Consider the following 26,586-nt stretch of genomic DNA (forward strand, 5'->3'; position numbering starts at 1 on the left):
GCAAGCAGCCCGGTGATACCTCACGACGACGGGGCGGTGTCCGTCAGGAAGTCGAACCGCAGCCCGCTCGAACCCGCGCCCCGGCCCGTGCCCCGGCTTGCGCTCAGCCACACCGTCACCCGGCCGTCGTGCCAGCGGGTTCTGTTGTACGCGAGGCTGATCGTGGTACCGGTTTGCGTCACCTCCTCCTCGTTCACGAAGTACGAATGCGGCACCGGGCTGTCCAGGCCCTCGCGCAACAATGCCGTGCGTGGGCGGATCAGCCTGCCGTCCACGGCACTCGGGAGTGTCGCCCGCTGCAGCTGGACCTTGCGGGTGTCGTCGGGCACGTGGACCGGTAGGAACGGGATCCAGTTCTCCGGCACCGCGCTCATCACCTGATACGCGACGGCCGCCGTCGGGTCGCCGGGGTCCGGGGCCGGGAACAGGCGGCGGCGGTGCGCGACCACCTCGTTCGCGACCTCGACGCCGCGCCGGGGCTCGCCGGTCGGGACGCGAACCGTGCGTTCCACGCCCCACACCAGGTTCGCGTTCTCGTCCCGGATCAGCGACACCTCCTCCAGCGCCGGCCCGGTGGCTGTCGCGGGCACGGTCGCCGGGAGGAACAGCCGGGTGTCGGCGGCTACGTCCTCGGTGCCGAGGGTGTCCAGCGTGAACATCGACCAGCGTTGCCAGTTCTCGTCGTCTCCCGCTCCCGCCGGGGTGATCCACTGCTTCTGGCCGAACACGTCCGTCACGGCGAGGCCGCGGATCCGGGCCAGGGTGCCTCCCGGGAGGTCGCACGGCAGCTGGTACCAGTCGTTGCTGTGCACGAGCGCGAATTCGAGGAAGATCAGCCGCGCCAGGTCGGTGCTGTCCGGGCGCACGGCCGCGAAGTTGGTCTGCCCGTCCTCGACGGCCCACCACCGCGCGAGCGGCATGCCGGAAAACCGCACCGGTGACGGGAAAACGGTCCGGTTCAGCGGCGCGGGCGCTGGGTCTGCGCCGCCGAGCGGGCCACGCGGGTCCACCGAGAACGCGTGCCAGTCCAGCTCGCCGCCCGGGTACTCGGGTGCGGTCAGCACGGTCTCGGAGCCGTCGACCGCGGACACCGAGAACCGGTGCTCCAGCCGTCGGCCGTCCCACGCGGCACCCGAGGCCGGCTGGTCGATCAACCCCTCGAACCAGTTCACCAGCCGCGTGCCCAGCGTCGTGAGCTGGCTGCGCAGCGAGTTGTTGTTCGTGATGCCGTCGTAGGCCTTCCCGCCGTCCTTGATGTGGCGGTACAACAGGTAGCCGTCCATTCTGCGACCCGCCACCGCGGCAACCCCGGCCCACACCTCGGGGTGCGCGACGATCTCGGTGTCGGAGTCGTCGGTCGCGTCCGGCAGCTCGATCGGCCACCGCGCCACGTAGTCCTGCCGGAAGTGCCGCAGCTGGGCCCGCGCGGCGAGGAGCTTCAGCCAATGCCGCCCGAGTACGAGCCGCAGGTCGTAGGACACCCGGTCGGGGCCGGCTGTGAACGGTATCGCGCGCCGCTCCGCCAGTGTCTCCAATGGACGGTCGGTCGGAAGGTCGACGACTGTCCCGTCCTGCGCCCGGAACCGCGACGGCACGGCCGTCGCGACCGAGTACGTCGCGGTGACCGGCGAACCGGCGTCCTCGCCGAGGAACTCGCCGAGCTGCCACTGCCGCGTGAGCAGCCACAGCGGGTCGCGGACCTCGGCCTGCAGGGCACGCCCGAAGTCGGTGGCACGCGGTCGCCCTTCGAGCCGGTTCCACATGCCGAGGGTCGGGAACTGCCGCCCGGTCAGGGCTTCGCGGAGGTCGGTGATGCGGGGCGGCTCAGTCACGGGCTCTCCAGCGCAGGTTGGCGACCGCGAGGTCGGTGCTGATCGTGATGGGCCGGCGCGTGGCGGACAGGACGGTCGCGGGCAACAGCTGGGCGTAGGCCGTGTCGTCCAGGTGACTCGGCTCCACCGCACGCAGCCGCGCCAGCTCGGAGGTGTCCGCGATCGCGGCGACGAGGTCGTCCGTCTGCCAGGCGCCCGTCTTCACCGGCGGCACCACGAGCAGCATCGCCTGCGGTGGCTCGGAGTTCGGGCGGTCGAGGTCGGCCGCGATCCCGGTCGTCTCCCGCACCGCGGGGATCACCTCGGTCCACTCGTCGAGCAGCAGGCCGACCTGGTTGCCGCCACCCAGCAGCGGCGGGTCGCTCGCGTAGTGCGCCGTGTACAGCAACCGGTCCTCGGTGATGCTGGTGCCCTGCGCGAACTCCATGCCTAGCCAGTGGTCGTTCTCCCGGTACGGCAGCTGGATCGGTTCCAGCGCCGGGTCGTCGTGGTCGAACAGGTCGCCGAGACCCCGGGCGCGGAGTGCATCGCTCAGCAGGACCACGCGTTCCCACAGCCGAGGTGCCTCGCGGACCCGCGCGACGCCGTGCAGCCAGTCGTCGACCGGGAAGTCCCGCCCGGCGTCCACCAGGTGCTCTACCAGGTCGTCGCTGTCCCGGCGGGCTGCGCGCAGCTCGTCGTGGAGCGCGTCGCTCGGCGTGAACTCGGGGACCACCAGCACGTCTTCGCCGATCATGGCGGTCAGCGCGGCGGTCGCGGCGGTCACCCGGTCGGGACCGGTGACCGCCAGGTCGTAGTCCGCAAGTGCCGCGCCGGCTGTCTCGAACCGCGTGGTGACCTCTTTCTGCAACATCAGCGTGCGGTCCAGCAGGTCACGGCCGAACACCACGACCCGGTCACGGAACGGCCCGAGATCGAGGCCCGTCGCGTCGAACTGGGTCAGCGGCAGCAGCGACGACACCTTGTCCAGCAGGCCGGACAGCGTGTTCCGGTTCGTGCCCGCCACGTCCCGCAGGTCGTCGAGCTGGTTGTCGAAGGCGTTGCGCCGGTTGAGGACGATGGCCCGCAGCGCACTCGGCTGGCTTGGGCGCGGGCTCGTCGGGGTGGTCGTGAGGAGCCGTTCCGCCCGCTGAAGCAGCGAGAACCGCACCTCGTTCGGTGTGTTCCCGGGCAAGGCCTCGTACTGGGTGATCAACGCGTTCGCCGCGGACAGCGACTTGCCCATGCGCTCGGCGGTCGCCGCGACCGCCGCCAGCACATCGGTGAACACACCGCGCCGCCACGCGGTCAGCTCACCCCAGCCGCTGCGGAGCATGCCGAACCCACCGGCCACGGTCACCAGGCCGGCGTAGCGGGTGAGGAATGAGTCGATGCCCTCGACGATGTGGTCGAGTTGCGCCTGGGTCTGTTCGGCCGGGGGCGCCGGGTAGAGCGGCGCGAGGTCATCCAGGAGGTCCTCGATCTCCTCGGCGAGGTCGTCCAGTGACTCACGGACGGCCTCCGGGCGGTTGCGCCGCACGGTCACCGCGTCGTCCGCCGCACGGTCCACAGTGGCCGGACCGGCGGCGGGCACCAGATCCGACGGCCGCAGCGGCCGGGCGGTCGTGATCATCGTGCGCAGCGCCGCGATCAGCGGCGACAGCTCGAAGAACGAGACCTTGCCGGTGATCCGCTCGGTGTAGTGGATGGTCAGTGACACGTCCGGGCGCGGGTGGTCGCGGTCCACGACGACGCCGATGATCCGGTCGTCCAGGTCGGTCGCGGTGGCCTCACCGGCCGGGCGGACCGCCCACAGCAGGTCGATCGGCGCGAGGTCGACGTCCTCCTGGGTGACCACCCGGCTGCGGTGGTCGCCGTCGGGGTCGGTCCACCGGACGACCACGCCCACGTCGTGGCGGTCCGGCAGTAGGCTGGGCAGCCAGTCGTCGACCGCCGGTTCCGCCTGTGCGCGCGGAGTCCGGTTCGGTCCGGGCGGCGCCACCTTGGCGTCGAACTCGAGCCCGAGTCGGTGGGTGAGCGTGATGCCGCTGCGGGGCGTGCGGATCACGGCCGGGTCGGGTGGGAAGCCCTCCTTCGCGTACGCGTCGAGGGTCGCCGCCGCGCGTTCGGTGTTGCCCGCCAGGGTCTGGTGGGTGCTCTCGGCCACGGCCAGGTCGGCGAGCGCGTCGTGCAGTGCCAGCAGGCGGTCGACCTCGGCGCCGATCGCGGTTAGCTGGGCCTCGGACGGGTCCTCCGGCAGGCCGTCGGCGCCGAACGGGTACGTCGTGTCGGCGGTGCGGGTGACGCGGCGGACGAGTTCGAGGCCGTCGATCACGTTCCGTGCCTCGACCACCTCGACCGGGGTGCCGGGTGGTGGCTCGGTCTCGGTCAACCGGCCGGCGCGCAACGGGAACGCGCCCCGCAGCGCGGTGATGAGCGAGTCCAGCTCGGCCTCTGCCCACCGGTCGTGCAGGCCACGCTCGAACCGGTAACCCAGCAACGCGCCCAGGGACTGTCCCTGCCGCAGACCGTCCAGAATGGACAGTGCCTCGCGGACCCGGTCGGAGCTGAGGTTCACCGCGAACGTGCCGGGGTTCTCCGGCGTCGCGTTCGCCAGATAACCGGAACGCAGCACGGCCGCGGTCGTCGCCTGAGCGGGCGAAGGCGCGTGCACGTACCCGGCGTTCCCGGGGTCGTGCAGGAGCGGCGCCGAGCCGGGCGGGGTGAACAGTTGCGCGAGGTCGCCGGTCAGCGGTACCGGGGTGAGGGTGCCGGTGCGCGGGCGGACGTCGTCGAGCCAGCCGTACGCGCCGAGGTGCACGCCACGCCGGGGCGGCGTGCCCGCGGCGCCGTACCGCAGTTCGGTCAGCCGTTCGTTGGCGAGGCCGAGGCGCCAGGCGTCGAGCCGGTAGGTGGCGCAGTCGAGGTGCTCGACCAGCACCCGCTCCAGGCGCGCGGTCGGCAGGTCCGCCAGCAGCCCCAGTGCCTGGATCTGCTCGGCGAGCGGCCGGGTCGCGGGGCGGTCGTCCAGTGTGGACGGCAGGTGGTCGACCACGAGCGTGTTCGGGTTTCCGGTGACCGCGGGATCCGGCGAGTACAGCTGCCGGAAGCGGCTCTCGCTGCCCGACGTGGACTGCCGGATGTGGATGAACAGCTCGTCGGCCGGGCTCGGCGGCGCCACCGGGCTGCCCGCGGCGGCGGCGAGCGCGGCCGCGGCGTCGGCCCACCCGAGCAGGACAGCGTGCCGCAGCAGCATGTACAGCAGCGTGGCGGGCGGCCGGTCGCCGGCGAACCCTGCCTCGAGGCGGATCGCGTCCAGGTCGGTGGCGGCCAGGTCCGCGAGCCACTGGAGGTAGTTGCGCTGGTCGGTGGTGTAGTCGCGGATCGGGTTCGTCTCCGACAGCGGCACGTCGTCGACCAGCGGCGCCAGCAGCGGGAACTGGGTGCCGACGAACAGCCTGCGCACCACACCCGGTTCGAGCGCGGCGGGCAGGCCGAGGCGGGTCAGCAGCGCGCGGATCGGCTGCGGCATGTGCAGGGTCTCGAGCGTCGACACGACGGTCGGGCCTGCACCGCCGAGCTGCTCGCGGTTGTAGATGTCCTCGACGCTGCGGGCGTACCGCTGGTGGAACTCCGCGGACGTCGGGTGCAGCGCGAGGATGTCGAGCAGCACCTGGTGCGGGTCGTCGCTCCCATCGCTGTCGCTGCCGAGCCGCGAGACCTTCTTGCTCGCCACCCGCCAGTCCCCGGTGATCTTCGTGAGCAGCTGGTGCAGCCCGCGACGGTGTCCGGCAGCCGGGTGCGTGTCGGGCCAGGCGAGGCGGGAGAACGCGGTCGTGGGCAGGATCCCGTACGGCTGGCGTCCGATCTGGACGGCCGGGACCGGGCCGCGGCCGGAGACGTGGCCGGTGAAGTACGCACGGGTGGCGTCTACCGTGGCCGCGCCGAGCGCCGGGTGTAGCACGGCTTGCAGGTAGTATCCCCAGGTCGCAGGCCACAGCGCGGTGTTCGCCGCGCGGGCGTCGCGGATGTCGGTGCGGTCGGCGTTCGGTGCGCCGGTGAGTGCCACCGGGTCGATGCCGAGCAGTTCGGCGAGCCACTGCCCGTCGCTCTTGGCGGCCCAGTCGGCCGGGGCGGCGGCCGTGGTGAACGTGGCCGCTCGCAGTGCCGCGTCGGCCTGCGCTGCCGGGTCGGGACCGGCGTCGGCCTGCTCGGAGTTGTTGGTGGTGGTGCCCTGCGGCAGCACCGAGAAACCGTTGGGGCTGCGGACCTGCCTGGTGACGAGGTCGGCCAGCTCCGCCGCCGCCTGTGCGGGGGCGGACTTGCGGCGCAGCCCGAGGACGACCAACCGGTCGACGCCGCCGCGGATCTGGTCGGTGAGCGGGATCCGCACGCCCATGCCGACCTGTACGGCCCTGGTGAAGTCGGTGAGCCACTTCAGCTGGTCGGGCACGGTCAGCGCGCCGGTCTGCTCGTTGACGCTGAACTGCTGCCCGGCCGGGTCGGGGCTGACCGCGAGGGTGTCGGGGATCGCCGCGCCGGTCACGGAGATCACCTGCTGGCCGCCGCGGAAACCGAGCACGGTGAACCGGTCCGGCAGCAGCCGCGCCCACGCGGCCTGTGTCCACGACTGCGTCGCGAGGTCGGCGGCTGCCGGCGTCGGCAGTACGAGGAAGACGACCTGGACGGCGTCGCTCAGTTCGGTGAGCGACGCGTCGACGCCGACTGGTCTGCGCCGCCGGATCGTGGTGGCCCGGGTGTTTCCGACGGCCGTGATCAACGCGCGGTCGGCGGTCCGGATCGCCTCCCGGTCGCCGTGCGCACGCCAGACGGCGATCCAGTAGGTGACGCTGGGCGCCCGGTCGTTGGCGGCGACCGCGGTCGTGGTGAGCACGACCAGCACCGTCGTATCCTTTGGCACCCCGGACGGCCGGTCCGCCGGGTTGGCAGGCGCCCGGTTCTGCAGCAGCCACGTCGCCCGGCCCGCCGGGATCCGCGTGGTCAGCTCGGCGAACGCGGCCCGCTCGGCGACTGCGTCGTCGCCACCGCGCCACAACGCGGTCCAGTACGCGTCGAGCGCGCTGACCTCGGCGGCGGTCGGCTTCGGCTCGAACTTCTCGATCTGCCACTCGTCGGGGAACATTCGGACCAGCAGTTCGGTGGCCGTGAACCGGGTCTCCACCCGGACCGGGCCGAGCAGGACCGGGAAGTCGTCGCTGAGCGGGGCGGTCACGGCAGCATCTCCTGTGCGTGGACGGCCAGGAGCACGGGCGCCTGGAACAGGATGTAGGCGAGGTCGGCGGAGCTGAGCCCGGCGTGCCAGAGGGGGAGCGCGGCGTCCTCCCGTGCCTGCATCTCCTTCTCCTGGTCGGCCGGTAGTTCGAGTTCGTCCAGCGTGACTTGCGGGGTGTTCGCGTCCAGCTCGATGAAGCGGCGGTTGCCGGGGTCGACCACCGGCCAGGAAAGGTCGTTCCAGGTCTCGACCTCCACGGCGGGCCCGGCGTCCAGGCCGAACCTTGGGTCGCCGGGCCGTTCCTTGATGACGAAGAACCAGCCGGGGTCACCGCCCGGCCCGCCACCCGCTGCCTTCTCCGCGGTGAGGTCGAAACCGAGCAGGGAGATGTCCGGCTCGACCTTCGCCTCGTACAGCGGCAGCAGGATGTCATCGTCGCTCGGGCCGTTCACCTCGAACATGCCGACCGGCACGCGTTCCCGATCCGGGTCGGGGTTGGCGTTGCTCGGGTCCCAGCGGGCGCGGTGCGCGTAGATCGCCGCGGTCGGGTACTTCTTCAGCAGCTCACCGCGGATCACCAGGACGAGCTCCTCCTCGGCCGGTCCGCCTTCCTCGCGGTTGTCGTTGTCGCCGAGCTTGTTCGCCGGGAGCCACTTGTGGATCGGGCGGATGTCGTACAGCCGCTCCCGGCGCTCGTCCGCCGTCTCGCCGGGGCGGGACAGGGCCGTGCGCGGGTCCCAGAACTGGCGGAACGGCGTGCCGCGCTGGTCGGTCGGGTACTCCCGCCACAGCAGCTCCCGCGCCAGTTCGTGGTTGAGCCCGACGAGGAACGATTCGATGAACTGCTGGTTGGTCTCCAGCAGCGTGATCGTGTTGGGCGGCAACGAGTTCAGGTTCGGCACGAACGTCTCGGTCGACAGGTCGATCAGCGACTGGTACATCGGCAGGTCGATCACCGGGTACGCCATCGCCTCGATGAACCGCGCCGCGAACGGTTGCAACCGCTCCGGCAGCGAGAGCGCCGACAGCAGTGTCCGCGGCACCGTCTTGTCCGCGCGGAGTCCATCGAGGACGGACCCGGTCGCACTCACCACGCCGAGCGGATCCGGCGGTGTCACGCTGCCGCCCAGCTCCGCGGCGCCCTGCCCGCGGTTCACGTCCCGCAGGGCTTCCTTGTACCGCAACGCTTCCGGGCTGTCCGGCCCGCCCGGTGCGGGGATGAACCCGTCGCCGGGCAGGGAGATCACGAAGTTCTGGTTCGTCGGGAGGTCGTCCGGGTCGGCGGCCTGCACGCCGACCACGGGGTGCAGGACGTCGTCGAGCCGGTCGGCGGTGACGACGGCCTCCGGGACGGCTTTCGGTGGTGCGGCGGTGATCCCGCCGACCTCGTCGTCGAGCCGGGGGAGCAGCGCGTCGGCGGGGTGGGCGGGGTCGAAGACCGTGCGGGCCACGCGGGCGCCGGGCCGGATGATCCGGCGCATGGCGGCCGACACGGGTGCCGGGCCGACCCGGCTCTCGGCGACCCGGCACCCGACGGCGACGGTCTCCACGTCGCCGTCGGCGAGGGGCCGCAGCGACGCCGACGCCGGTGCGGTGAGCCGGTTGTGGGCCGGTGCGGTGACGGTCAGCGCGCGGCCGGACGGCGGAGTGCCCTCGGCGGCGGCGAAGGTGGCGGCCGCCGGTGGGTCGAGGTGGCGGGTCTGCAGCACGTGCCCGACCTCGCGGGCCAGTTGCGCGGCCCGGATGCGGGCGTTGGCCGCGAGCACGTCGCCGACCTGCGCCCACGCGGCGTTCATGAACTCTTCCTGCCGGTCCTGCACGACCTTCGTGCCGAACCCGGCCGCAACCCGGAACCGGGGGTCCAGGTTGAGCTTGTGCACCCAGTTGCGGTTGTTCTCGACGGGTGTCGTGCCGTCCCGGCCGACCAGCAGCCGGGATGTCAGCGCGTGCCACCGCCCGTACATCGGCGGCGTGATCACCGGGTCCGGCCCGGGATCCGGCACGGCGTGCACCGTGGACAGCCGCGCGTTGGCGGCGGGTGCTTCGAGGTCGAGGTAGTCGTCGCCGAGGTTGATCAGCGCGGCGAGCGCCTTCTGGAAGTCGTGCGGGTACGGCTCGTCCCACGTGTCGAAGTCGTCCTCGTCCCGCAACGGCACCTGGAGTGCGCCACCGAGGCGCAGCACCCCGCCGATCGTCGCCGGCGTCGTGATGCCGGGCAGGCCGAAGCCGGGAGAGGCGTGCACGTCGATGTCCCTGCGGCCGGTCATCGGGTCCGGCTCGCGGGGTTGCAGCAGGCGCACCAGCTCCTCGAAGCCACCCGCGCTGCCGGTGGTGAAGAACCAGCGGTGGTAGTACGGCAGCATCCCGGGCAGCTGCTGACCGTCATATGGGTCGCGCCACGCGTACCGCAGCGCACCCGGTGCGGCGGCGGGGTCGAGACCGAGGCCCGCGAGGCGGCCGGTCTCGAACGCGGGCACCACGAACGCGTGGTAGCCGGTGTCCGGTTCGAGGTGGCGCGGGCAGACCAGCCGGGAACACGCGTTGTCCGGGTTCGCCGCGAGCAGCGCACGGAACGCGGGCAGCGCGACCGACATGTCGTTGGTCTCGATCAGATTGGCGAGCGGGCCGTTGACGTGCACGTGTGCCCAGGCGCCGAGCTGGCCGGGCGGCGGCAGCGTGCCGTCCGGGTCCTTCACCGTGATGAACGGCAGTGGCTGGTCCGCGCTCGCGCCCTCGTCGAACTCCGCGTCCGGGTCGTGGGGGTCGCGCCCGCCCGCGAGGACCACCAGCGCGAGCCAGGGCGCGAGGCGGATCGTGCCCTCGTCCGGCACGGCCGGGCTGTACCGCCACGGGAAGTCCTCGTCGTAGAACTCGACGTGGGGCAGGAAGTCCGGTTCGGCGTTGGTGACCCAGCCGCGCGGCTCGACCCGGGAGATCGCGCGCGGGTCGATGCCCAGCACGTCACCCGGCCCGTACACCTGCACGTCCTGCTTGACGTCCTTGGTGAGCGCACCGCCGTCACCGGTGATGAGCAGCCGCACCTCGATGCTCGCCCGGTCCGCGGCACCGGGCGGCGTCGTGATCTGCGTGGCGAGCCCGGTACGCAGCCACGGCAGGAAGGAGTAGGCGTTCTCGCTCACGGCGTGGGGCCCGTCGCGTCGAACACCTCGGTACTGGCGGCGAGCGCCGACCCGGCCTGACCGGACCGCGCGACCCCACCGGTGACGAGCACCTTCTGCCCGGCCAGTTTCGCCGCGCCGAACGACCAGCGGCCCGCGTCGAGCCCCGTGGCCTCCTCCCAGCTGCCGTCGGAGACGTCGTAGAGCAACGCGCTCGCGAACCCGGCCGTGTCGGTGACCCCGTCGGTGCCGCCGACGACCAGGATCCGGTCGGCGCTCATGGCGACCGCGCGGTGCAGCTCACGGCCGGCGGGCATGCTGTCCGTCGCGGTCCAGAGGCCGGTCGCCTGCTGGTAGATCTCGGCGGTGGCCCTGGCGAACGGGTCGAACGTGCCGTCGCCACGGGGACCGGGTGCGGTGCCGCCGGTGGCGAGGACCGTGGTGCCCGCGAGGGTCGCCTGGTGGCAGGCCCGGGGCACGGTCAGGGAACCGGTCGGCGCCCAGCTGCCGTCGCCCGGGTCGAACAGCTCGCAGAACGCGAGCGCTGCGTCGGTGTTCCGTCCGGTCGGGACACTGCCGCCCGCGACGAGGACCGTGCCGTTCGGGAGGCGCACGGCGGTGTGGCCGCTGCGGGCGTCGGTCATGGGGCCGACCTCGGTCCAGTGACCGGAGCCGGGATCCCACCGTTCGGCCGTGCGCAGCGCGGTCAGGGACTGGCTGGACCGGACCGCACTCCCGCCCGCCACGAGAACGGAACCGTCGGCGAGGACGGTGGCGCTGTGGCCCCACCGTCCGGTGTGGAGGTTCCCCGTGGAGGTCCAGGTGCCGGCGGCCGGGTCGTACACCTCGGCGGCGGCCAGCCCGGGTGGCGGGAACTGCGCGCTCCCGACGCTGGTGCCGCCGGCCACGAGGACCTTCCCGTCGGCGAGCAGGGTCACCGAGTGCAGGCGGCGCGCGGTGAGGAGGTTGCCGGTGGTGGCCCACGTGCCGGCGGCCGGGTCGTAGCGGGCGACCCGGTTCAGCGGGCCACCGGTGGCACCGGCACCGCCCGCGGCGAGGACCTTGCCGTCGCCGAGCACGACCGGTCCGTCGTGCTGTCCGCCCCAGCTGCCGGGGGTCGGCAGCTCGTCCGTCGTGGTCCAGGCGCCGGTGGCGGCCGGGGAGATCGCGGTCATGGCGTGGCCTCCGGGGTCATGGCGTGAACAGTTCTGTGGTGGCGGTCAGTGCCGGTTTCCGGTCGCGGGTGGCGGCGCCCGCCGCGGTGATCCCGCCCGCGACCACGATCCGGCTGTCGGTCAGCTCGGCCACGAGGTGTGCCCAGCGGCCGGTGCGCATGGCACTGGTCGCGGTCCAGCGGTCGGCGGCCGGGTCGTAGGTCAGTGCGCCGGGGTACCCGGCCGTGAACGTCGGACCGCCGGTGCCGCCGGTCACCAGGAGCCGTCCGGTGCGGACGACGATGGCGCGGTGCCTGGTGCGTGGTCCCGGCATCGGCGCGGCGGCCGTCCACTGACCCGTCGCCGGGTGGAACCGCTCGGTGGTGGCGAGGCTGCGCGCGCTGTACGTGCCGTCCGCGCGCGTGCCTGCCGTATCGCCGCCGGTGACCAGCACGGTGCCGTCGGGGAGGCGGGTCGCCTGGTGGCCGGTGCGCGGGGTGGCCAGGTCACCGGCCGGGGTCCACGTCTTCGTGGCCGGGTCGTACAGCTCGCAGTACGCCAGCGGCGCGGGCGGGCCGTCGGTCGCGACGGTTCCTCCCACCACCAGCACTTTCCCGCCGACCAGTACCGCTGGATGCCCGGCGCGTGCCTCGGTCATCGGCGCGGCCGTGGACCAGGTGCCGGTCTCGGGGTCGTAGATCTCCGCCGACGCGAGGGAAGCCCGGGTGCCGGTGCCACCCGCGACGACGACCCTGCCGTCCGGCAGCACGGTCGCGGAGTGGTCCGTGCGGGCCGTCGACAGGCTGCCGGTGGCGGTCCACGTGTTCGACAGCGGGTCGTACAGTTCCGCCGACGCCAGCACACCCGTGGCGGTCCGGCCACCGGCGACCAGCACCCGGCCGTTCGCCAGCACCACCGTCGTGTGCCCGCGCCGAGGTGTGGCCGGCGCGGGGCCCGCGGTCCACCGGTTGCCGACCGGGTCGAACAACGCGGTCGCCGTGCCGGTGACCAGCAGCCGCCCGTTCGCCAGCCGTACCGCGGTGGTCGACGCCGTGGCGGTCGGCAGCGCACCGGCGCTCGACCAGCCGCCCGGGACCGTGAGTGGTGCCGACGCGTCCGCGGCCGGGATCACGTGCAGGGCACCCAGCAGGGTGGGGGCCGCGGTGATCCAGTCGGCCAGCGCGCCTGCCGCGGCGGCGAGGCTGCGGAACGTCGCGGTCGGCGGCAGGCCCTCGACGGTCGGCGGCAACGCCTGCAGGTTGTTCCGCGCATACGCCACGACGAACCGCTGCCCGGAGATCCGGACCTTGTCCTCCGGCGCGAACGGCTGCTTGCGGACCGCGTCCTGGTGCGACAGCACCGATCTGCTCGTGCTGCTCCCGTTCAGCATCTGCCCGAACACGGTCGTGCTGACGCTCGTCAGCCGGCGTCCCGCCGGGACACCGCTGCCGACCGCCGCCCGGGGTGCGGCCGTGGCCGGACGCCCGGCCACGGAGGTCCGCACCAGGCTCGCGGACTGCCGTCCCTTGGTGTCCAGCACGATCGCCTCGTACCGGGCGCTGCGTTTCACGACGCGCGGCGTCTGGAGCACCCCATCCGCGGCGGCCAGCTCCAGCCCCGCGTCCTCGTCGCCGTACGCGGCCAGGGACAGCTTCTGTGCGTCGGTGAGGTTCTGGAACTGCGCCAGTGCGAACTTGTCCGTCGTCACCGACACCCGCACGAGCCCGCTGTCGTGCGCCGGCTCGATGACGAACCGGTGGCCGTCGCGGGCTTTCCGGCCGCCGATGTGGTCGATCCGCACGTCGAGCGGGATGGCGCGCTGGCGGATGAGCAACGTGCCCAGTGGGTGCAGCACCAGCTCGTCAGCCGGCGGCAGCGTCCGCAACGTGACCAGCGCGGCACGGCCGGCCGGGAGCCGGGTCTGCCACCCCTCGACCTTCTTGATCTCGGCTTCCAGCAACGGAAGCACGTCGACCGGTGGCAACGTGGTGTCGCGGTTCTCGCCCCACGTGATGTCGAAGTCGGCGGAGATCTCGAAGAACAGGAACCCGATCGAGCCACGTCCGTGTGCCCGCCACGGCGACGGGCCCTCCAGCTCGAACTCCAGCGAGATGCCGAACACGCCGACCCCGAACGCCTTGAGCGACACGTGGGCCGAGATGCCGATGATGAACCGGAACGGCGAGAACTGGAACAACGCGTCGAACGCGATGTGCCCCTCGACGCCGAACCCGCCGAACCCCAGCCGGAGCTCCGCGCGTGCGCCGAACTGCACGGTGTTGCTGGTCACCGCGAAGTAGCCGGACACCCGGATCAGCTGACCCGGCCGGTTGAGGATGTCCACGGACAGCCGGTCCGGCACCGGGAACGGCAGCGGCGGCGGCTTGAACGACGGGTGGAAACCGCCGACGGTCAGCACGAAGTCCGGGTTGTCGCTCCAGTCGACCAGCAGGCCCATCCCGCCGGACAGCGACATGGTCAGGATCCGCGAGTCGAAGAGCTGCGCGAAGAACCACAGCCTGCTGCGGTCGAACTCGAGCGCGCCGACGAACTGCACCTGAAGTACCAGAAGGCGCAGCTGCTCGGTGGGCAGAACCACTTTCAGGACACCGAGAACCGCGATGTTGCCAGGGATCTCGATGATCACCCCGAGCGAGACGCTCACCAGCGTCGGTGTGCCCCAGCCGATCTTGGCCATCGGGCCGACGAGGAACGTGCCCTGCTCCGGCGGGAAGAACGCCCGCAGGTCGGACAGGATCCGCGGCGCGTTCGCCACCACGTCCTGGGGGAATGCGACCGACTCGATCGATCCGCTGCGCACGCCCTCGACCAGTGCAGCCAGGTTCATGCCCCGGTTGAGCCCGACGATCCCGCCGACCGCGAGCAGCGTGAAGCCGTAGCCGAGCTGGATCCCGCCGCCGCCGAACTCGGTGGCGATCACCACGAGCAGCGAGAACCCCTCGGAGCCGTCCGGCATCCGCGTCGAGATCAGCCCGATCGCCTTGAGCGCGATGAACCCCGCGAACTCCAGCTCCAGTGCACCCGCGTACTCACCGCGGCCGGGGTCGGCGAACAGGTAACCGCCACCGGCGATCAGCCCGGCGTCCAGCGCGAGACCGACGCCGTTGGGTGGCTTGAACGCGAACGCGACGTTGGCGGGCCCCAGATTGCCGCCACCGTCGGGGAAACCGAGGTCGACGACCACACCGAGCCGGTCGACGCTCGCCGTGATCGGGCCCAGTTCCGCGGACAGCGCGGCTGACAGTTCCAAGGGGACACTGCCGCCCGCGATCTTCGCGGCCAGGTAGACCGTCTGCACCTCGACCGGCCCGAGTTCCACGTGCACCGGCACGGCGATCTCTAGCGCGCCACTGCCGTGGAACTGCAGGCCACCCGCCGCGGTGAAGCCGAACCCGACGCCGAAGCCTGCCTCGATGCGGGCACCGCCGAGGAGCGTGGCGACGAAGCCGTCACCGGAAGACGTGTCGATCACGAGCTTGCCGCCGAGAACCTCACCCGACGCGGTCGGCGACGCCCGGAACTGCCCGGTCGCCGCGTCGAACTCGAGCGCGAGCCCCGCGTCCAGCGACAGCTCGCCGAACTCGATGCGGCTGCCGCCCGCCTGGCCGAGCAGGACGAACGGCTCGGCCGGTGCTGCGGTCAGGCCGACGGACACCTCACCGGAGATCACCCCCTCCGGCGCGGACAGCTCGATGTCGAACGGCGGTCGCAGCGTGCCCGTCGCCTCGGCGGCCAGCTCGCCGCTGATCACGACGTGCGCGTGCCACGTCGGCGGGGAGACCGGGATGTCGGTCGTGAGGCCGCCGGAACCACGTAGCACCAACGAGATCGACAGCCCCTGCCCGTCCGCGCTGGGTTTGAGGTCGACCGCGAACGCCTGCAGTTCCGGCGGGTTGCCCGGGACCAGCAGCACCGGCAGCCCGAGCCTGCCGACCACCCCTTCCAGCACGGTCAGCACCCGCAGCGCGTCGAACGTGCCGCCGCCCCACCCGTACAGCGACTGGAGGTGGGCGACCGGGTTGGTGAACGCGGGCAGGAGCCGGTCGAGGTGAACGGACACGCGTTCGTGCGGCGGCCTGGTCGGGTTGGCCGGATCGGCGGGGACGAACGTGCGCTCGACGATGCCGAGCAGCGTCAGGACGGCGCCGGTGGACGGGCTCAGCTCCAGGATGTCGGCGAACGCGAGGTCGGTGAGCTTGCGGGGCAGGTCGGTGACCAGCTCGGTGATCTGGGCCGGGGTGACACCGGGGAAGGTGGGGCCACGGTTCTGGACCGCGGTGCCCAGCTCGGGAATCGCGGCGGCGACGCGGCCGACCTGGGTGACGAGCGCGAGCCCGGCGGCGACCATGCCGGCGGTGTCGCCGCTGTCGATGGCATCGCCGACCTGCGCGACGAGACCGTCTAGTTCGCCGGTGACGGTGACGATCGTGTTCCGCGCGGCGGCGATCACCGGGTCGGTCACGAAGGCGTCGGGGAACCGCACACCGAGTTCCTCGAACGTGTCGAGGACGACGTCGTCGGAGAGCTTCCCGGCGATCCGCGCGATCGCGCGGGCCAGCTCGATCGCCAGCCGCTCGAGGGTCCCGGCCTGGTCAGGCATTGCCGCTCACCACCACGTGCGCCGAACCGAGCCCGGCCATGATCTCCGGCAGGGTCCGGCCCGCCGGGTCCGGCAGCACGGCACGCCCGAGCCGGAGGTCGGTGGCGAGGCCGGGGCTGCCGCGTTCGGACAGGATCCGGATCAAGTCGTCGACGACGTCGAGGACCGGGGTGCCCGCGATGGTCGAGGGCATCTCCACCTCCGGGCGGGCCAGCATGCGCAGCAGCAGCTGGAAGAGCGCGGCCCCGCCGCCGCGGTGCCACGCGATCGCGACCCGCCGGTCGGTGCGCACCAGCCGGGTGACCTCGGCTCTTCGCCGGTCCGTGAGTTCGGCGAGCAGCTGCCCCGCCGCCGACCTGGCCAGCTGCGCACGCACCGCGGCGACCGTCTCGGCCGGTGGCGGGTTCCCGGCGAACCACGGCCTGCCGACCGGGGCGCGCAGGCCTTCGCCGAGGAAGTCGTCGTCGGCGATCGTCGCGGCCAGCTCGGCGGGCACCGCGACCGTGGACGCGCCGGGGACCGTGTGCACCTGGTTCGGGGCGGTCGCCGTCGCGACCTCCAGCGGTCGCCCGGAGGGGCCGTTCGCGAAGCGGGTCAGGACGTCGTTGATCGGGTAGGCGTAGGCCTTGGGCCGTTCGATGCCGTCGGGCGGCAGGGGAGAAGGTGTCCCGCCGCCGGCGGTCACCTCCGCTCCGGTCAGCTCGCGGGCGTAGAGCAGCGCGCACACCTTGTTGTCGTCGTCGACGAGCACCGACCCGGAGTCGCCCTGGTCGACGAAGAACAGCAGCTCGTTCGGCTTGCGGTCCGGGTTGTCGTTCGCCTTCACCAGCACCGACAGGTCACCGGAGGGGTCGAGACCGCCGACGTCGGTCACGATGCCGCCGGTCAACCGGGTGCGGGCGCCACGTTTGCGAACCGGCGTGTTGACCACGGCGTCGATCGCGGTCAACACGTGAGTGCCCTTGACCACGCCGATGTCCACGATCTCGGCGACCCACTTCTCGCCCGCTGACAGGCGGACGATCGCCTGGTCGCTGTTCGCGGTCCGCTCACCGGCCACGTAGACGCCGATGATGTCGTTGCAGCAGCAGGAACTGTCGTTGCCGTCCGGCTGGCCGACCTCGGTGACGTCCTTGGTGACGGTGAACGTGCCCACGATGTCGATCACGTGCTGGTTGGTCAGCGCGTAGCCCGCGTCGTGGCTGTTGGTGTTCCACAGCACGCAGCCGAGTGTGCCCGCGCCAGGAGCGTTCGCGGTGTTCAACCGCACCCCGCCCGCGATCGGCCGTTTCGTCTGCCCGTCCGTACTGGTGTCGCGCACCAGGCCACCGGGCGGTGCCGCGATGGTCCTCTTGCCACCGTTGACGATCACGTCGGTGCGCACACCCTCGATCTCGGCGGGGATCAGCTCCTCTGGCGGAACTTCGCCCTCGGGCAGTTTCGCGGCGACATGCACACGGATGACCAGTTCACCGGTGTTGCGGCCGTCGACCTCCTTGCCGCCGAGCGCCACCAGCCGGACGCCGGGGATCGCGAGCAACGAGGCCGCGGCGTCACGGTGAACCCGCTCGACGTGCGCGACCCGCGCGGCGTCCGGCAGTGGATGCTGGTCGGGCATCGCGCTCCTCCTTCAGTCCGCGCAGTCCGCGCGGGGCGCGGTGACGATCTGCGAGTGCAAGACGTCGCCCACCTCAGTCCGCGCCGAGTGCGGCGACGATCTGCGAGTACGTGAGCCCGGCCAGGTCGGGTAGCGCCGCGCGGGCCGAGCCGAGAGCGTGCCGCAGGTCCGGCCCCGCCTGCGCGGCGAACGCGTCGTGGATGCGGTCGATGCAGCTGGTCAGCGGCTCGCCGTTGACCGTCGCCGGGAGTCTGAGCTGGGGCTGGTCCGTCATCCGGATGAGCGTCTGCACCAGCGCGGGCCCGCCGTTGCGCTGCCACACCACCGCGACCCTGCGGTGCTCGTTCACCAGCGACACCAGTTCCGGCCGGTGGTCCACCCACAGTGCGGCGACCTGTCTGCCGCCTGGCGAGCGGTCCAGCCGCGCCCGCACGCCCGCGAGCAGGTCCGGCGTGGGGGACGGGCCTGCCGGGTCCGCCCCCGCTGCCAGCACCCGCACCCCCGGCGGCGGCTGCACGAGACCGGGCACCAGTTCGGCAGGGATGCGCTGCGCCGACCCACCGGGAACGGTCTGCACCAGCCCGTCGGTCGCCGCGGTCGCGACCGTGACGGCGGTGCTGTCCACGGTGTTGAAGAGGCCGAGGATCGTGGCGATCGGCAACTCCAGTCCCTTGTGGACCTTCGTTGCGGGGTTGGGCGACCCGGCGAAGTGCAGTGCGACGACCTCGGCGGCGGCGTTGACCACGACGCTGCCGGAGTCGCCGCTGTCGCTGAAGTACGTGGTGCCGGTGGCCGGGATGGCCGCGTTCGGGTTGGGCCGGACCACGGTCACGTTGGTGCGGGTGAAGCCGCCGGTCGTGTGCGTGGTGTTGATCGCCTCCACCACACCGCCGGTCAGCAGGGTGCGCGCGCCACGCTTGCGCACCTGGTAGGTCCCGGTGGCCGCCTCCGCGACGGTGATGTCGTGGGTGCCGGTCAGCCGCCCGATGCCCACGACCTCGGCGAGGTACTGCGTACCGGGCCGGAGCTGGACCAGCGCGGCGTCCCGGACGGTGTCCTTGCTGCCCGCGACGAACACGCCGAACGTGTCGTCGCAGCACTTCGTCGAGCTGGTCGAGTTGGTGGGGTTCCCGACCTGCGTGCTGTTCGCGGTGGGTGACCGCAGGATCCGCGTCCCGCCCGCCTCGCGCACGCTGACCACGTGGAAGTTCGTCAGCGCGAAGACCCGGTTCGCGTCGGTGGTGTGGCGCAGGAAGCAGCCGAGCGTGCCGAACCCCGACCCGGTCAGGTCGACCTCGATCCGGGACCCGCCGACCAGCGGGCGGTACTTGGTGCCGTCGGTCGAGGTGGTCGGCACCTCGGGCGACCCGGGTGTCGGTGGCTGTGGGGGCCCGGCCTCCAGCCGGGACGGCGGCAACTCGTCCACGTCGATCGCGACGCCCTCGAACCGTTCGGGCAGCACCTGGTCGGCCGGCAGTTCGCCGGCCGGCCGCTTCCGCTCGACGAAGACCTTGAGCACGACCTCACCTGTGGGTCGTCCGTCCCGCCAGCGGCCGCCGATGCCGACGCCCGTGACGCCGGGCATCGCCATGAAGACAGCTGCGGCGCGTTCTTTGATCTCGAACAGTCGCGCCTCGTCCGTCGCCACCCCCCAGCTCCCTTCATCAGGCACGCCGCGGTCATTTCCGGTGACGGGACACCGTCGCCCAAATCGCGAGCTACTCCTTTGTCGCTCGGTCGTGTCGAACCGTTTCAGGCCGGCGGAGGAAATCCCGGGTGGGCCGTTCAGCGCCTGCCGTGCTGGTTCCGGTCCGGCGACGGTAAGCCACGAGCCGTCCTGGGTGCAATATGCCCATCACGCGCTGTGAAGCCTTGACCGGCTTTTGTCCAGTATTTCGGATGGTCGTCAAATTTGCGTTGATCCGCCTGACTTTCGTCGATTCACCGTCGGGCGGAGCGGTCACGAAGCTGCCTGAGGGGACCTCGAGTTCTGGCGCATTCACCGCGCGGTCGAGCGAAGTACTTGGCCGGGCGGCTGCGCATGGCGTGCTCAACGGTCTGGCGCAACCGAAATAGGTATTCTCCCTGACCTGAAAATCGACTGAGCAGCCGGTACGACTACCGCGCGATCATTCGGCTGGAGCGGTCGTGCTTGGCTGCCATCTCGGCGATGCGGCGGTCACACAGCCTGGATCAAGAACGCAGAGCGGCCGTCCCGGCGGACCCGCACCCAGCGCGGCCGCGGCAACCGACACGACGATCATCAGGACCACCTCGCCGGCAGCGTCGGCCACGTCCGGCTGACGTGGACGAACCAGTGGCCGGCCGTCGTCTACACGACGAACCGCCTGAAGGGCGGGAGCGGTGGGCCGTTCACGATGGAGGGGCTGTTTGGTGCCGACCGCGGCGGGGTTGCGCCGCGACGGCAGCGGCGAACGCCAACGCGCCGAGTTGAGGCTGCTGGTGCGGATGGGCCGGTCGGCACGATCCCGACGACGGATGCCGCTTCCAGGTGCGCCTGCCGGCTTCTGGCACGTTGACGACTCAGTCCACCAGTTCCAGCAGCAGCTCCTGGCGGCGATGGTCCGCTCCGGTGACCTTCGGCGATCGGCGTGCGGTTACTCGCCACGCTGCGGGATGGGTCTGGTTTAAGTCGTCGGCGAAGCGGCGGAGAGCTTCCTTCTCGGCGCGGTCGTCGGGTGGCTGGCCGGTGCTGCGTTCGGCCCAGTAGATGAGGGCGTTGACGGTCTGCCGGATGGTGTCTGGCCGGTACCGCGGGTAACCGGCGGGGTCCGGGGCATCGGGGGAGTCGTCCCAGCGGTTGATCTGGTCGTGGACGTACTCGACGAGCTTGGAGGTCGTGATCGCATCGGTCGCGTGCTGGTAGCCGCGGATGCGGCACCAGTGCTGGTAGTGCCCGAGTCGGGCGCGGTAGCACGCGAGTGTCTTGGCGGAGTACTGCCGCACGATCGATGGGCGCAGATCGACGTCGGGGCGCTTGGGCGCCTTCGGGTCAGTCGACCGTTCTCGCAGCTCGGACCACCAGGGCACGGCGCTACCTCGTGTCTCACCCTGTGACGAAACTACGCTAAGTGACCGTCCTGATCAACCCCGACTCGGGCCATGTAGCAATTTTTTTCCGCACGACAATAAGCCGAGAAGAATGGTCTCACAATCCCACCCTAAGGATACCGCGCTATTTCGGGATTTGTGACGTGCAGACAGAGGAATCAGCTCCACGAAAAGGGCTCGAAGAGGCTTGGTTGACTGACTCGCCTACACTGGTCGCCAGGCGCACCTGTCTGTCTACAATGGAATCTCGGGGGCATATCCGGGGCATATCGTGATCGGTCGCAACCGGTCCTCACCGGCCCTGACCAGCCCAAGCGTCCGAGACGGCCGAGGGGTGTGCGCGGCCCCGATCGGGCTCCGCGGCACCCCCTCGACACACCTCTGGGACGGTGGCGCGCCGGCGTCAGCTGGAGCGGTTCGCCCACCAGGCCTGGCCGGCCTCGGGCAGCGTCGAGATCGGGTCGTAGTACGGGTACCGCCGCTGCAACGCCTCCGGGTCCTCCAGCTCGATCCCGGTCCGGTAGTTCTTCGTCCAGTACGAGATCCCCAGCTCCCGGTCGTACTCGGCCAGCTGGTGCACCCACCGCTTCCCCACATAAGGCACATCGCACACGATCCGCGGCGTCGCGTACCCCGGCAGGTATCCCATGATCGCGTGCTGCAGCTCCTGCGCCTCCCACACCGCGACCCGCCAGTGCTCGGCGTTCGGGATCATGTCGCACATGTAGAAGTAGTACGGCAGGATGTTCGCTTCCCCTTGCAGCGCAAAGCAAAGGTCCAGCAACGCCGCCGGGGTCGCGTTGACCCCGCGCATCAGCACGCCCTGGTTGCGCACGTCCCGGACCCCGACGTTCAGCGCGGTCTGCGCCGCCTCGGCCACCAGCGGCGTGACCGACTGGGCGTGGTTGACGTGCGTGTGGATCGCCAGGTTCACGCCCCGGCGCTGGGCGGTCACCGCGACGCGCTCCAGGCCTTCGACGACCTTCGGCTGGATCCAGTGCTGGGGCAGTGCGGCCAGGGCCTTCGTCGCCAGGCGGATGTCGCGGACCGTCTCGATGTCCATCAGGCGCATCAGGAACGACTCCAGCTGCGGCCACGGGACGTTGGCCACGTCGCCACCGGAGACGACCACGTCGCGGACGCCCGGGGTTTTCTTCAGGTACGCGATCATCGCGTCCTGGCGGTCGACCGGCTTGAGGGTCAGCTTGTGCTTCTCGACCGTCTCCGTCGAATTGCCGACCAGGTCCATGCGGGTGCAGTGGCCGCAGTACTGGGGGCAGGTCGAGATCATCTCGGCCAGCACCTTGGTCGGGTAGCGGTGGGTCAGGCCCTCCACGACCCACATCTCGGCCTCGTGCAGGGAGTCGCGTTCGGCGTGCGGGTGGCTCGTCCAGACCGGGTCGCGGTCGCTGCGCACCGGGAGCATGTAGCGGCGGATCGGGTCGGCGTAGAACGCCTCGGTGACCTTGGCCGGGTCGGTGCCGGCCGTCGGGGCCATCGTGTTGAGCATCTGCGGGGGCAGCAGCATCGACATCGTCGCCAGCTCGCGCTGGTCGGCGAGCAGGTCGTCGTAGAAGCGTTCCTCCAGCAGGTCGCCCATCAGCGCGCGCAGCTGCTTGACGTTGCGGATGCAGTGCACCCGCTGCCACTGCGCGTCACGCCACTCGGCTTCGGTCACGTCGTGCCAGCCAGGAAAGCGGCGCCAGTCGGGTTCCACCAGCTCGGCGCGGGCGTACTCGTAGGGCTGGTCGAAGGCGGCGGCAGGCGTCACAGGTTCCTGGATCGCAGTCACTTGTACTCCTAGTCGTCGGGAACGCGTTAAAATATCCTGTCATAACGTTCTCACGGAGTAAATCTTCCTGCCTGCCGGGTCGCGTTCCCCCACGTGGACGAAGGGGGCAGACTCAGGGACGTGACGGACGAACACACGACGCTCCTGCTCGGCGGGCGCATCTACACCCCCTCCGGCCCCGACGCCACGGCGATGGCGGTCACCGGCGGCACCGTGGTCTGGGTCGGCCAGGACGCCCCGGCCCGCGCCCTGCACCCCGGCGCCGAGGAAATCGACCTCCAGGGCGCCTTCGTCGCCCCCGCGTTCGTCGACGCGCACGTCCACGCCACCGCCACCGGCCTGCACCTGACCGGCCTCGACCTCACCGGCGTCCGCAGCGCCGCCCAGCTGCTGGCCCGCGTGCGCGAAACCGCCGGGAACGGGCAGGTCCTGCTCGCCCACGGCTGGGACGAGACCACCTGGACCGACCCGCGCCTGCCCAGCCGCGCCGAGCTCGACGACGCCGCTTCCGGCGCGCCCGTCTACCTCAGCCGCGTCGACGTCCACTCCGCGCTGGTCTCCACCGCCCTGGTCGAACTGGCCCCGGCCGCCGAAAAAGCCGACGGCTGGTCGTCCGACGGCCCGCTGACCCGCGCCGCCCACCACGCCGTCCGCGCGGCCGTGCGCGCCGCGGTCACGCCCGAGCAGCGCGAACGCGCCCAGCGCGCGTTCCTCGCCGAGGCCGCCAAGCAGGGCATCGTCAGCGTCCACGAATGCGCCGGCCCCGACATCTCCGGCCGCGACGACCTCACCGCCCTCCTCGCCCTCGCCGGGCCCGGCACACCCGAGGTCGTCGGCTACTGGGGCGAGCTCGGCGCCGTCGAAACCGCCCGCGCGCTGGGCGCCCGCGGCCTGGCCGGCGACCTGTTCGTCGACGGCGCCCTCGGCTCCCACACCGCCGCCCTGAGCGAGCCCTACGCCGACCACCCCGGCGCGGGGACGCTCTACCTCGACGCCCACCGCATCGCCGAGCACCTGGCCACCTGCACCGAAGCCGGGCTGCAGGCCGGCTTCCACGTCATCGGCGACGCCGCGGTCGGCGAGGTGGTCGAAGGGTTCCGGCTGGCGGAGAAGGAGGTCGGGCAGCGCGCCCTGGCCGCCCGCCACCACCGGCTGGAACACCTGGAGATGGTCACCGCCGAGCAGGCCAGGCTGCTGGCCGGCTGGGGTGTCGTCGCCTCGGCCCAGCCGGTGTTCGACGCGCTCTGGGGCGGCACGGAAGGCATGTACGCCGAACGCCTCGGCGCGGACCGCGCCGCCGCCCTCAACCCCTTCGCGGCCCTGGCCGCCGAAGGCGTCCTGCTCGCCTTCGGCTCCGACGCGCCCGTGACGCCCCTGGACCCGTGGGCGAGCGTCCGCGCCGCGGCCTACCACCGCACCCCGGGCGCGGGCCTGTCGCCGCGGGCGGCGTTCACCGCCCACACCCGCGCCGGGCACCGCGCGGCGGGGGTCAACGACGGCGTCACCGGCAGCCTCGTCCCGGGCGCGCCGGCGCACTACGCCATCTGGGACGCCACCGACCTGGTCGTGGCCACTCCGGACAGCCGCGTGCAGCGCTGGTCCACCGACCCGCGGGCCGGTGTCCCCCCGCTGCCGCGGCTCGAACCGGACGCCACCCTCCCGCACTGCCTGCGCACGGTCCGCGCGGGTGAAGTCCTCCACGACACCATCACCTAGAGTTCTGGGTTGTGGCAGTCACCGTGGCGGACCCCGAGCCGGGCGCCCCGCACCAGTCCGCCCGCCCGCGGCGGTTCCCCCGTGCCTGGCTGCTGCGCACGGCCGGGGCGCTGGTGTCCGGCTTCGCCTACTACCTGAGCTTCGCGCCGCGCCCGCTGTGGTGGCTGGCGCCGCTGGCGTTCGCCGGGTTCGCGCTGGTGCTGCGCGGCCGCCGGTTCCGGGGCGGCTTCGGCTACGGTTTCGCGTTCGGCCTGGCGTTCTTCCTGCCGCTGCTGACCTGGCTGCTGGACTTCCTCGGCCCGGACTTCGGCCCGTGGCCGTGGCTGGGCCTGTCCTTCGCGCTGGCGCTCTACCACGGCCTGGCGGGCGGGCTGATCACGCTGGTGTCCCGCCTGCCCGCCGCGCCGCTGTGGTCGGCGCTGGTGTTCATCGCGCTGGAGACCCCGCGGGCCTGGTTCCCGTTCGGCGGGTTCCCGTGGGGCCGGGTCGCGTTCAGCCAGCCCGAGGGCGCGTTCCTGCCGCTCGCCTCGATCGGCGGTGCCCCGCTGGTCGGCCTGGCCGTCGTCGGCACCGGCTTCGGCCTGGCCGCGCTCACCGCCCGGCTGTGGCAGACCCGCAAGCCGACCCGGCCTGCGGTTTTCGCCGCCCTCGGCACGCTGCTGCCCGTCGCCGCCGGCCTCGCGCTGTGGCCGTCGATCGGCACCGGCGCGCAGGACGGCGAGCGCACGGTCGCGACCGTCCAGGGCAACGCCCCCGACATCGGGCTCGCCCTGCAGGGGGAGCGGACGCTGCTGCGCCGCAACACCCTCGCCGAGAGCGAACGGCTGCTGGCGGCCGTCCAAGCCGGGCAGGTCCCCAAGCCGGACCTGCTGGTGTGGCCGGAGAGCGCGACCACGGTCACCGGCCCGGACCCGCAGGTCGACCGGCTGGTGGCGAACTTCGGCGTGCCGGCGCTGATCGGGGCGATCTACGCGCTGCCGGACGGGCACCTGCAGAACTCCGTGCTCGCCTGGGACCCGCGCACCGGGCCGGGGCCGCGGTACGCCAAGCAGCAGCTGGTGCCCTTCGGCGAGTACGTCCCGGCCCGCAAGGTCGCCGAGCTGGTCACGCCGTTCCTCGACGCCGAGACCGTGGACATGGTCCCCGGCGACGGGGCGAACCAGGCCATGACCGCCGCGGGCACGAAGGTCGGCGTGTTCATCTGCTACGAATCCGCCTTCGACTACCCGGCCCGCGACGCCGTGCGCGACGGCGCCGAACTGCTGGTCGTGCCGACCAACAACGCCTGGTACGGCCGCAGCGAGATGAGCTACCAGCAGCTGGCGATGTCGCGGCTGCGGGCGGTCGAACACGGCCGCGCGGTCGTGGTGTCGGCGGTCTCCGGGGTGAGCGCCATCGTCGCCCCCGACGGGACGGTGACCAGCTCAACGGGCCTTTTCACGGCGGATTCCCTGGTCGGGCGCGTCCCGCTGCGGACGCAGACTACGCTGTCGGATCAACTAGGTGCGTGGACGGAGTACGGGCTGCTGGCTCTGGCGATCGCCGGGGTGGCCGGTGGGCTCGTACTCCGTTTTCGCACCCGGCGCGGCAGCGCCGGCACGGCAGGGGAAGCGGCGGACTGACCGCCGCGGATATCGGAGGAGCACGGATGTCGCAGGCGCCGCGGGGGGCCCGGGAAATCGAGCCGGTGCTGGTGGTGATCCCGACCTACAACGAGCGGGAGAACCTCGGCCCGATCCTGGACCGCCTGCACAAGGCACTCCCGGACGTGCACGTGCTCGTGGTGGACGACGGCAGCCCGGACGGCACCGGCGAGCTCGCCGACGAGCGCGCGGCGGCCGACGACCACGTCCACGTGCTGCACCGCACCGAGAAGGCCGGCCTGGGCGCGGCCTACATCGCCGGGTTCCGCTGGGGCCTGGCGCGCGAGTACAACACGATCGTCGAGATGGACGCCGACGGCTCGCACGCCCCGGAGGACCTGCCGCGGCTGCTGGACGCGGTCGGCGACGCCGACCTGGCGATCGGCTCGCGGTACGTGCCGGGCGGCGCGGTGGTGAACTGGCCGGTCAAACGGCAGGTCCTCTCCCGCGGCGCGAACCTCTACTCGCAGATCGCGCTGGGCATGCGGGTGCGCGACATCACCGCCGGGTTCCGCGCCTACCGCCGTCCGGTGCTGGAGAAGCTGGCCCTGGACGAGGTCAACTCGCACGGCTACTGCTTCCAGATCGACCTGACGATCCGCACCGACGAGGCCGGTTTCGAGATCGTCGAGGTCCCGATCACCTTCACCGAGCGCGAGATCGGCGAGTCGAAGATGAACGGCTCGATCATCCAGGAGGCGTTCCTGCGGGTGGCCAAGTGGGGCCTGGGGCGCCGCTGGCACCAGCTGCGCCGGCTGGTCAAGCGCGCCTGAGCCGGTTCCGGCCGTTCTGGGCCATGATGGCCCG

The 26,586-nt window shown here is 72.0% G+C and carries 12 protein-coding genes; 3 read left to right on the forward strand and 9 right to left on the reverse strand.

Going from position 1 to position 26,586, the window contains the following annotated elements; all coding sequences use genetic code 11:
* Window positions 1-20 precede the first annotated feature (20 nt).
* The 9 genes from AB0J55_RS16710 to AB0J55_RS16750 all read right to left on the reverse strand — a co-directional run bounded on the left by AB0J55_RS16710 (window position 21) and on the right by AB0J55_RS16750 (window position 22,420).
* On the reverse strand, window positions 21-1,832 hold the full coding sequence (locus AB0J55_RS16710) for a hypothetical protein (RefSeq protein WP_364248655.1): 1,812 nt from the start codon (window positions 1,830-1,832) through the stop codon (window positions 21-23).
* Complete coding sequence (locus AB0J55_RS16715) at window positions 1,825-7,044, reverse strand: hypothetical protein (RefSeq protein WP_364248657.1); 5,220 nt, start codon at window positions 7,042-7,044, stop codon at window positions 1,825-1,827. Before AB0J55_RS16715 ends, AB0J55_RS16710 begins: the two co-directional genes overlap by 8 nt.
* Complete coding sequence (locus tag AB0J55_RS16720; protein WP_364248659.1) at window positions 7,041-10,184, reverse strand: hypothetical protein; 3,144 nt, start codon at window positions 10,182-10,184, stop codon at window positions 7,041-7,043. The genes AB0J55_RS16715 and AB0J55_RS16720 overlap by 4 nt, the downstream gene beginning before the upstream one ends.
* Complete coding sequence (locus AB0J55_RS16725) at window positions 10,181-11,338, reverse strand: kelch repeat-containing protein (RefSeq protein WP_364248661.1); 1,158 nt, start codon at window positions 11,336-11,338, stop codon at window positions 10,181-10,183. The genes AB0J55_RS16720 and AB0J55_RS16725 overlap by 4 nt, the downstream gene beginning before the upstream one ends.
* Window positions 11,339-11,354: 16 nt before the next feature.
* The gene (locus AB0J55_RS16730) at window positions 11,355-15,938 is read right to left on the reverse strand and encodes a DUF6603 domain-containing protein (RefSeq protein WP_364248663.1); all 4,584 of its coding nucleotides are present in this window, start codon (window positions 15,936-15,938) and stop codon (window positions 11,355-11,357) included.
* Window positions 15,931-17,556, reverse strand: coding sequence for a hypothetical protein (locus AB0J55_RS16735; RefSeq protein ID WP_364248665.1), 1,626 nt, complete (start codon window positions 17,554-17,556; stop codon window positions 15,931-15,933). Before AB0J55_RS16735 ends, AB0J55_RS16730 begins: the two co-directional genes overlap by 8 nt.
* Before the next feature lie 73 nt (window positions 17,557-17,629).
* On the reverse strand, window positions 17,630-19,204 hold the full coding sequence (locus AB0J55_RS16740) for a hypothetical protein (RefSeq protein ID WP_364248667.1): 1,575 nt from the start codon (window positions 19,202-19,204) through the stop codon (window positions 17,630-17,632).
* Between the two features lie 896 nt (window positions 19,205-20,100).
* Window positions 20,101-20,607, reverse strand: coding sequence for a hypothetical protein (locus AB0J55_RS16745; RefSeq protein WP_364248669.1), 507 nt, complete (start codon window positions 20,605-20,607; stop codon window positions 20,101-20,103).
* A gap of 424 nt (window positions 20,608-21,031) precedes the next feature.
* Complete coding sequence (locus AB0J55_RS16750; protein ID WP_364248671.1) at window positions 21,032-22,420, reverse strand: lysine 2,3-aminomutase; 1,389 nt, start codon at window positions 22,418-22,420, stop codon at window positions 21,032-21,034.
* A 120-nt stretch (window positions 22,421-22,540) separates the two neighbouring features.
* On the opposite strand from AB0J55_RS16750, the gene AB0J55_RS16755 reads away from it, so the two are divergent.
* Genes AB0J55_RS16755 through AB0J55_RS16765 form a run of 3 tightly spaced genes read left to right on the forward strand, consistent with a single transcriptional unit; the run spans window position 22,541 to window position 26,552 of the window.
* Entirely contained in the window at window positions 22,541-24,136 is a 1,596-nt protein-coding gene (locus AB0J55_RS16755) for an amidohydrolase (RefSeq protein WP_364248673.1), read from the forward strand.
* A gap of 11 nt (window positions 24,137-24,147) precedes the next feature.
* On the forward strand, window positions 24,148-25,758 hold the full coding sequence (gene lnt / locus AB0J55_RS16760; protein ID WP_364248675.1) for an apolipoprotein N-acyltransferase: 1,611 nt from the start codon (window positions 24,148-24,150) through the stop codon (window positions 25,756-25,758).
* A gap of 26 nt (window positions 25,759-25,784) precedes the next feature.
* Window positions 25,785-26,552, forward strand: coding sequence for a polyprenol monophosphomannose synthase (locus AB0J55_RS16765; protein ID WP_364248677.1), 768 nt, complete (start codon window positions 25,785-25,787; stop codon window positions 26,550-26,552).
* The last annotated feature ends 34 nt before the right edge of the window (window positions 26,553-26,586 follow it).

The sequence above is a fragment of the Amycolatopsis sp. NPDC049688 genome (assembly GCF_040674975.1).
Lineage (GTDB): Bacteria > Actinomycetota > Actinomycetes > Mycobacteriales > Pseudonocardiaceae > Amycolatopsis.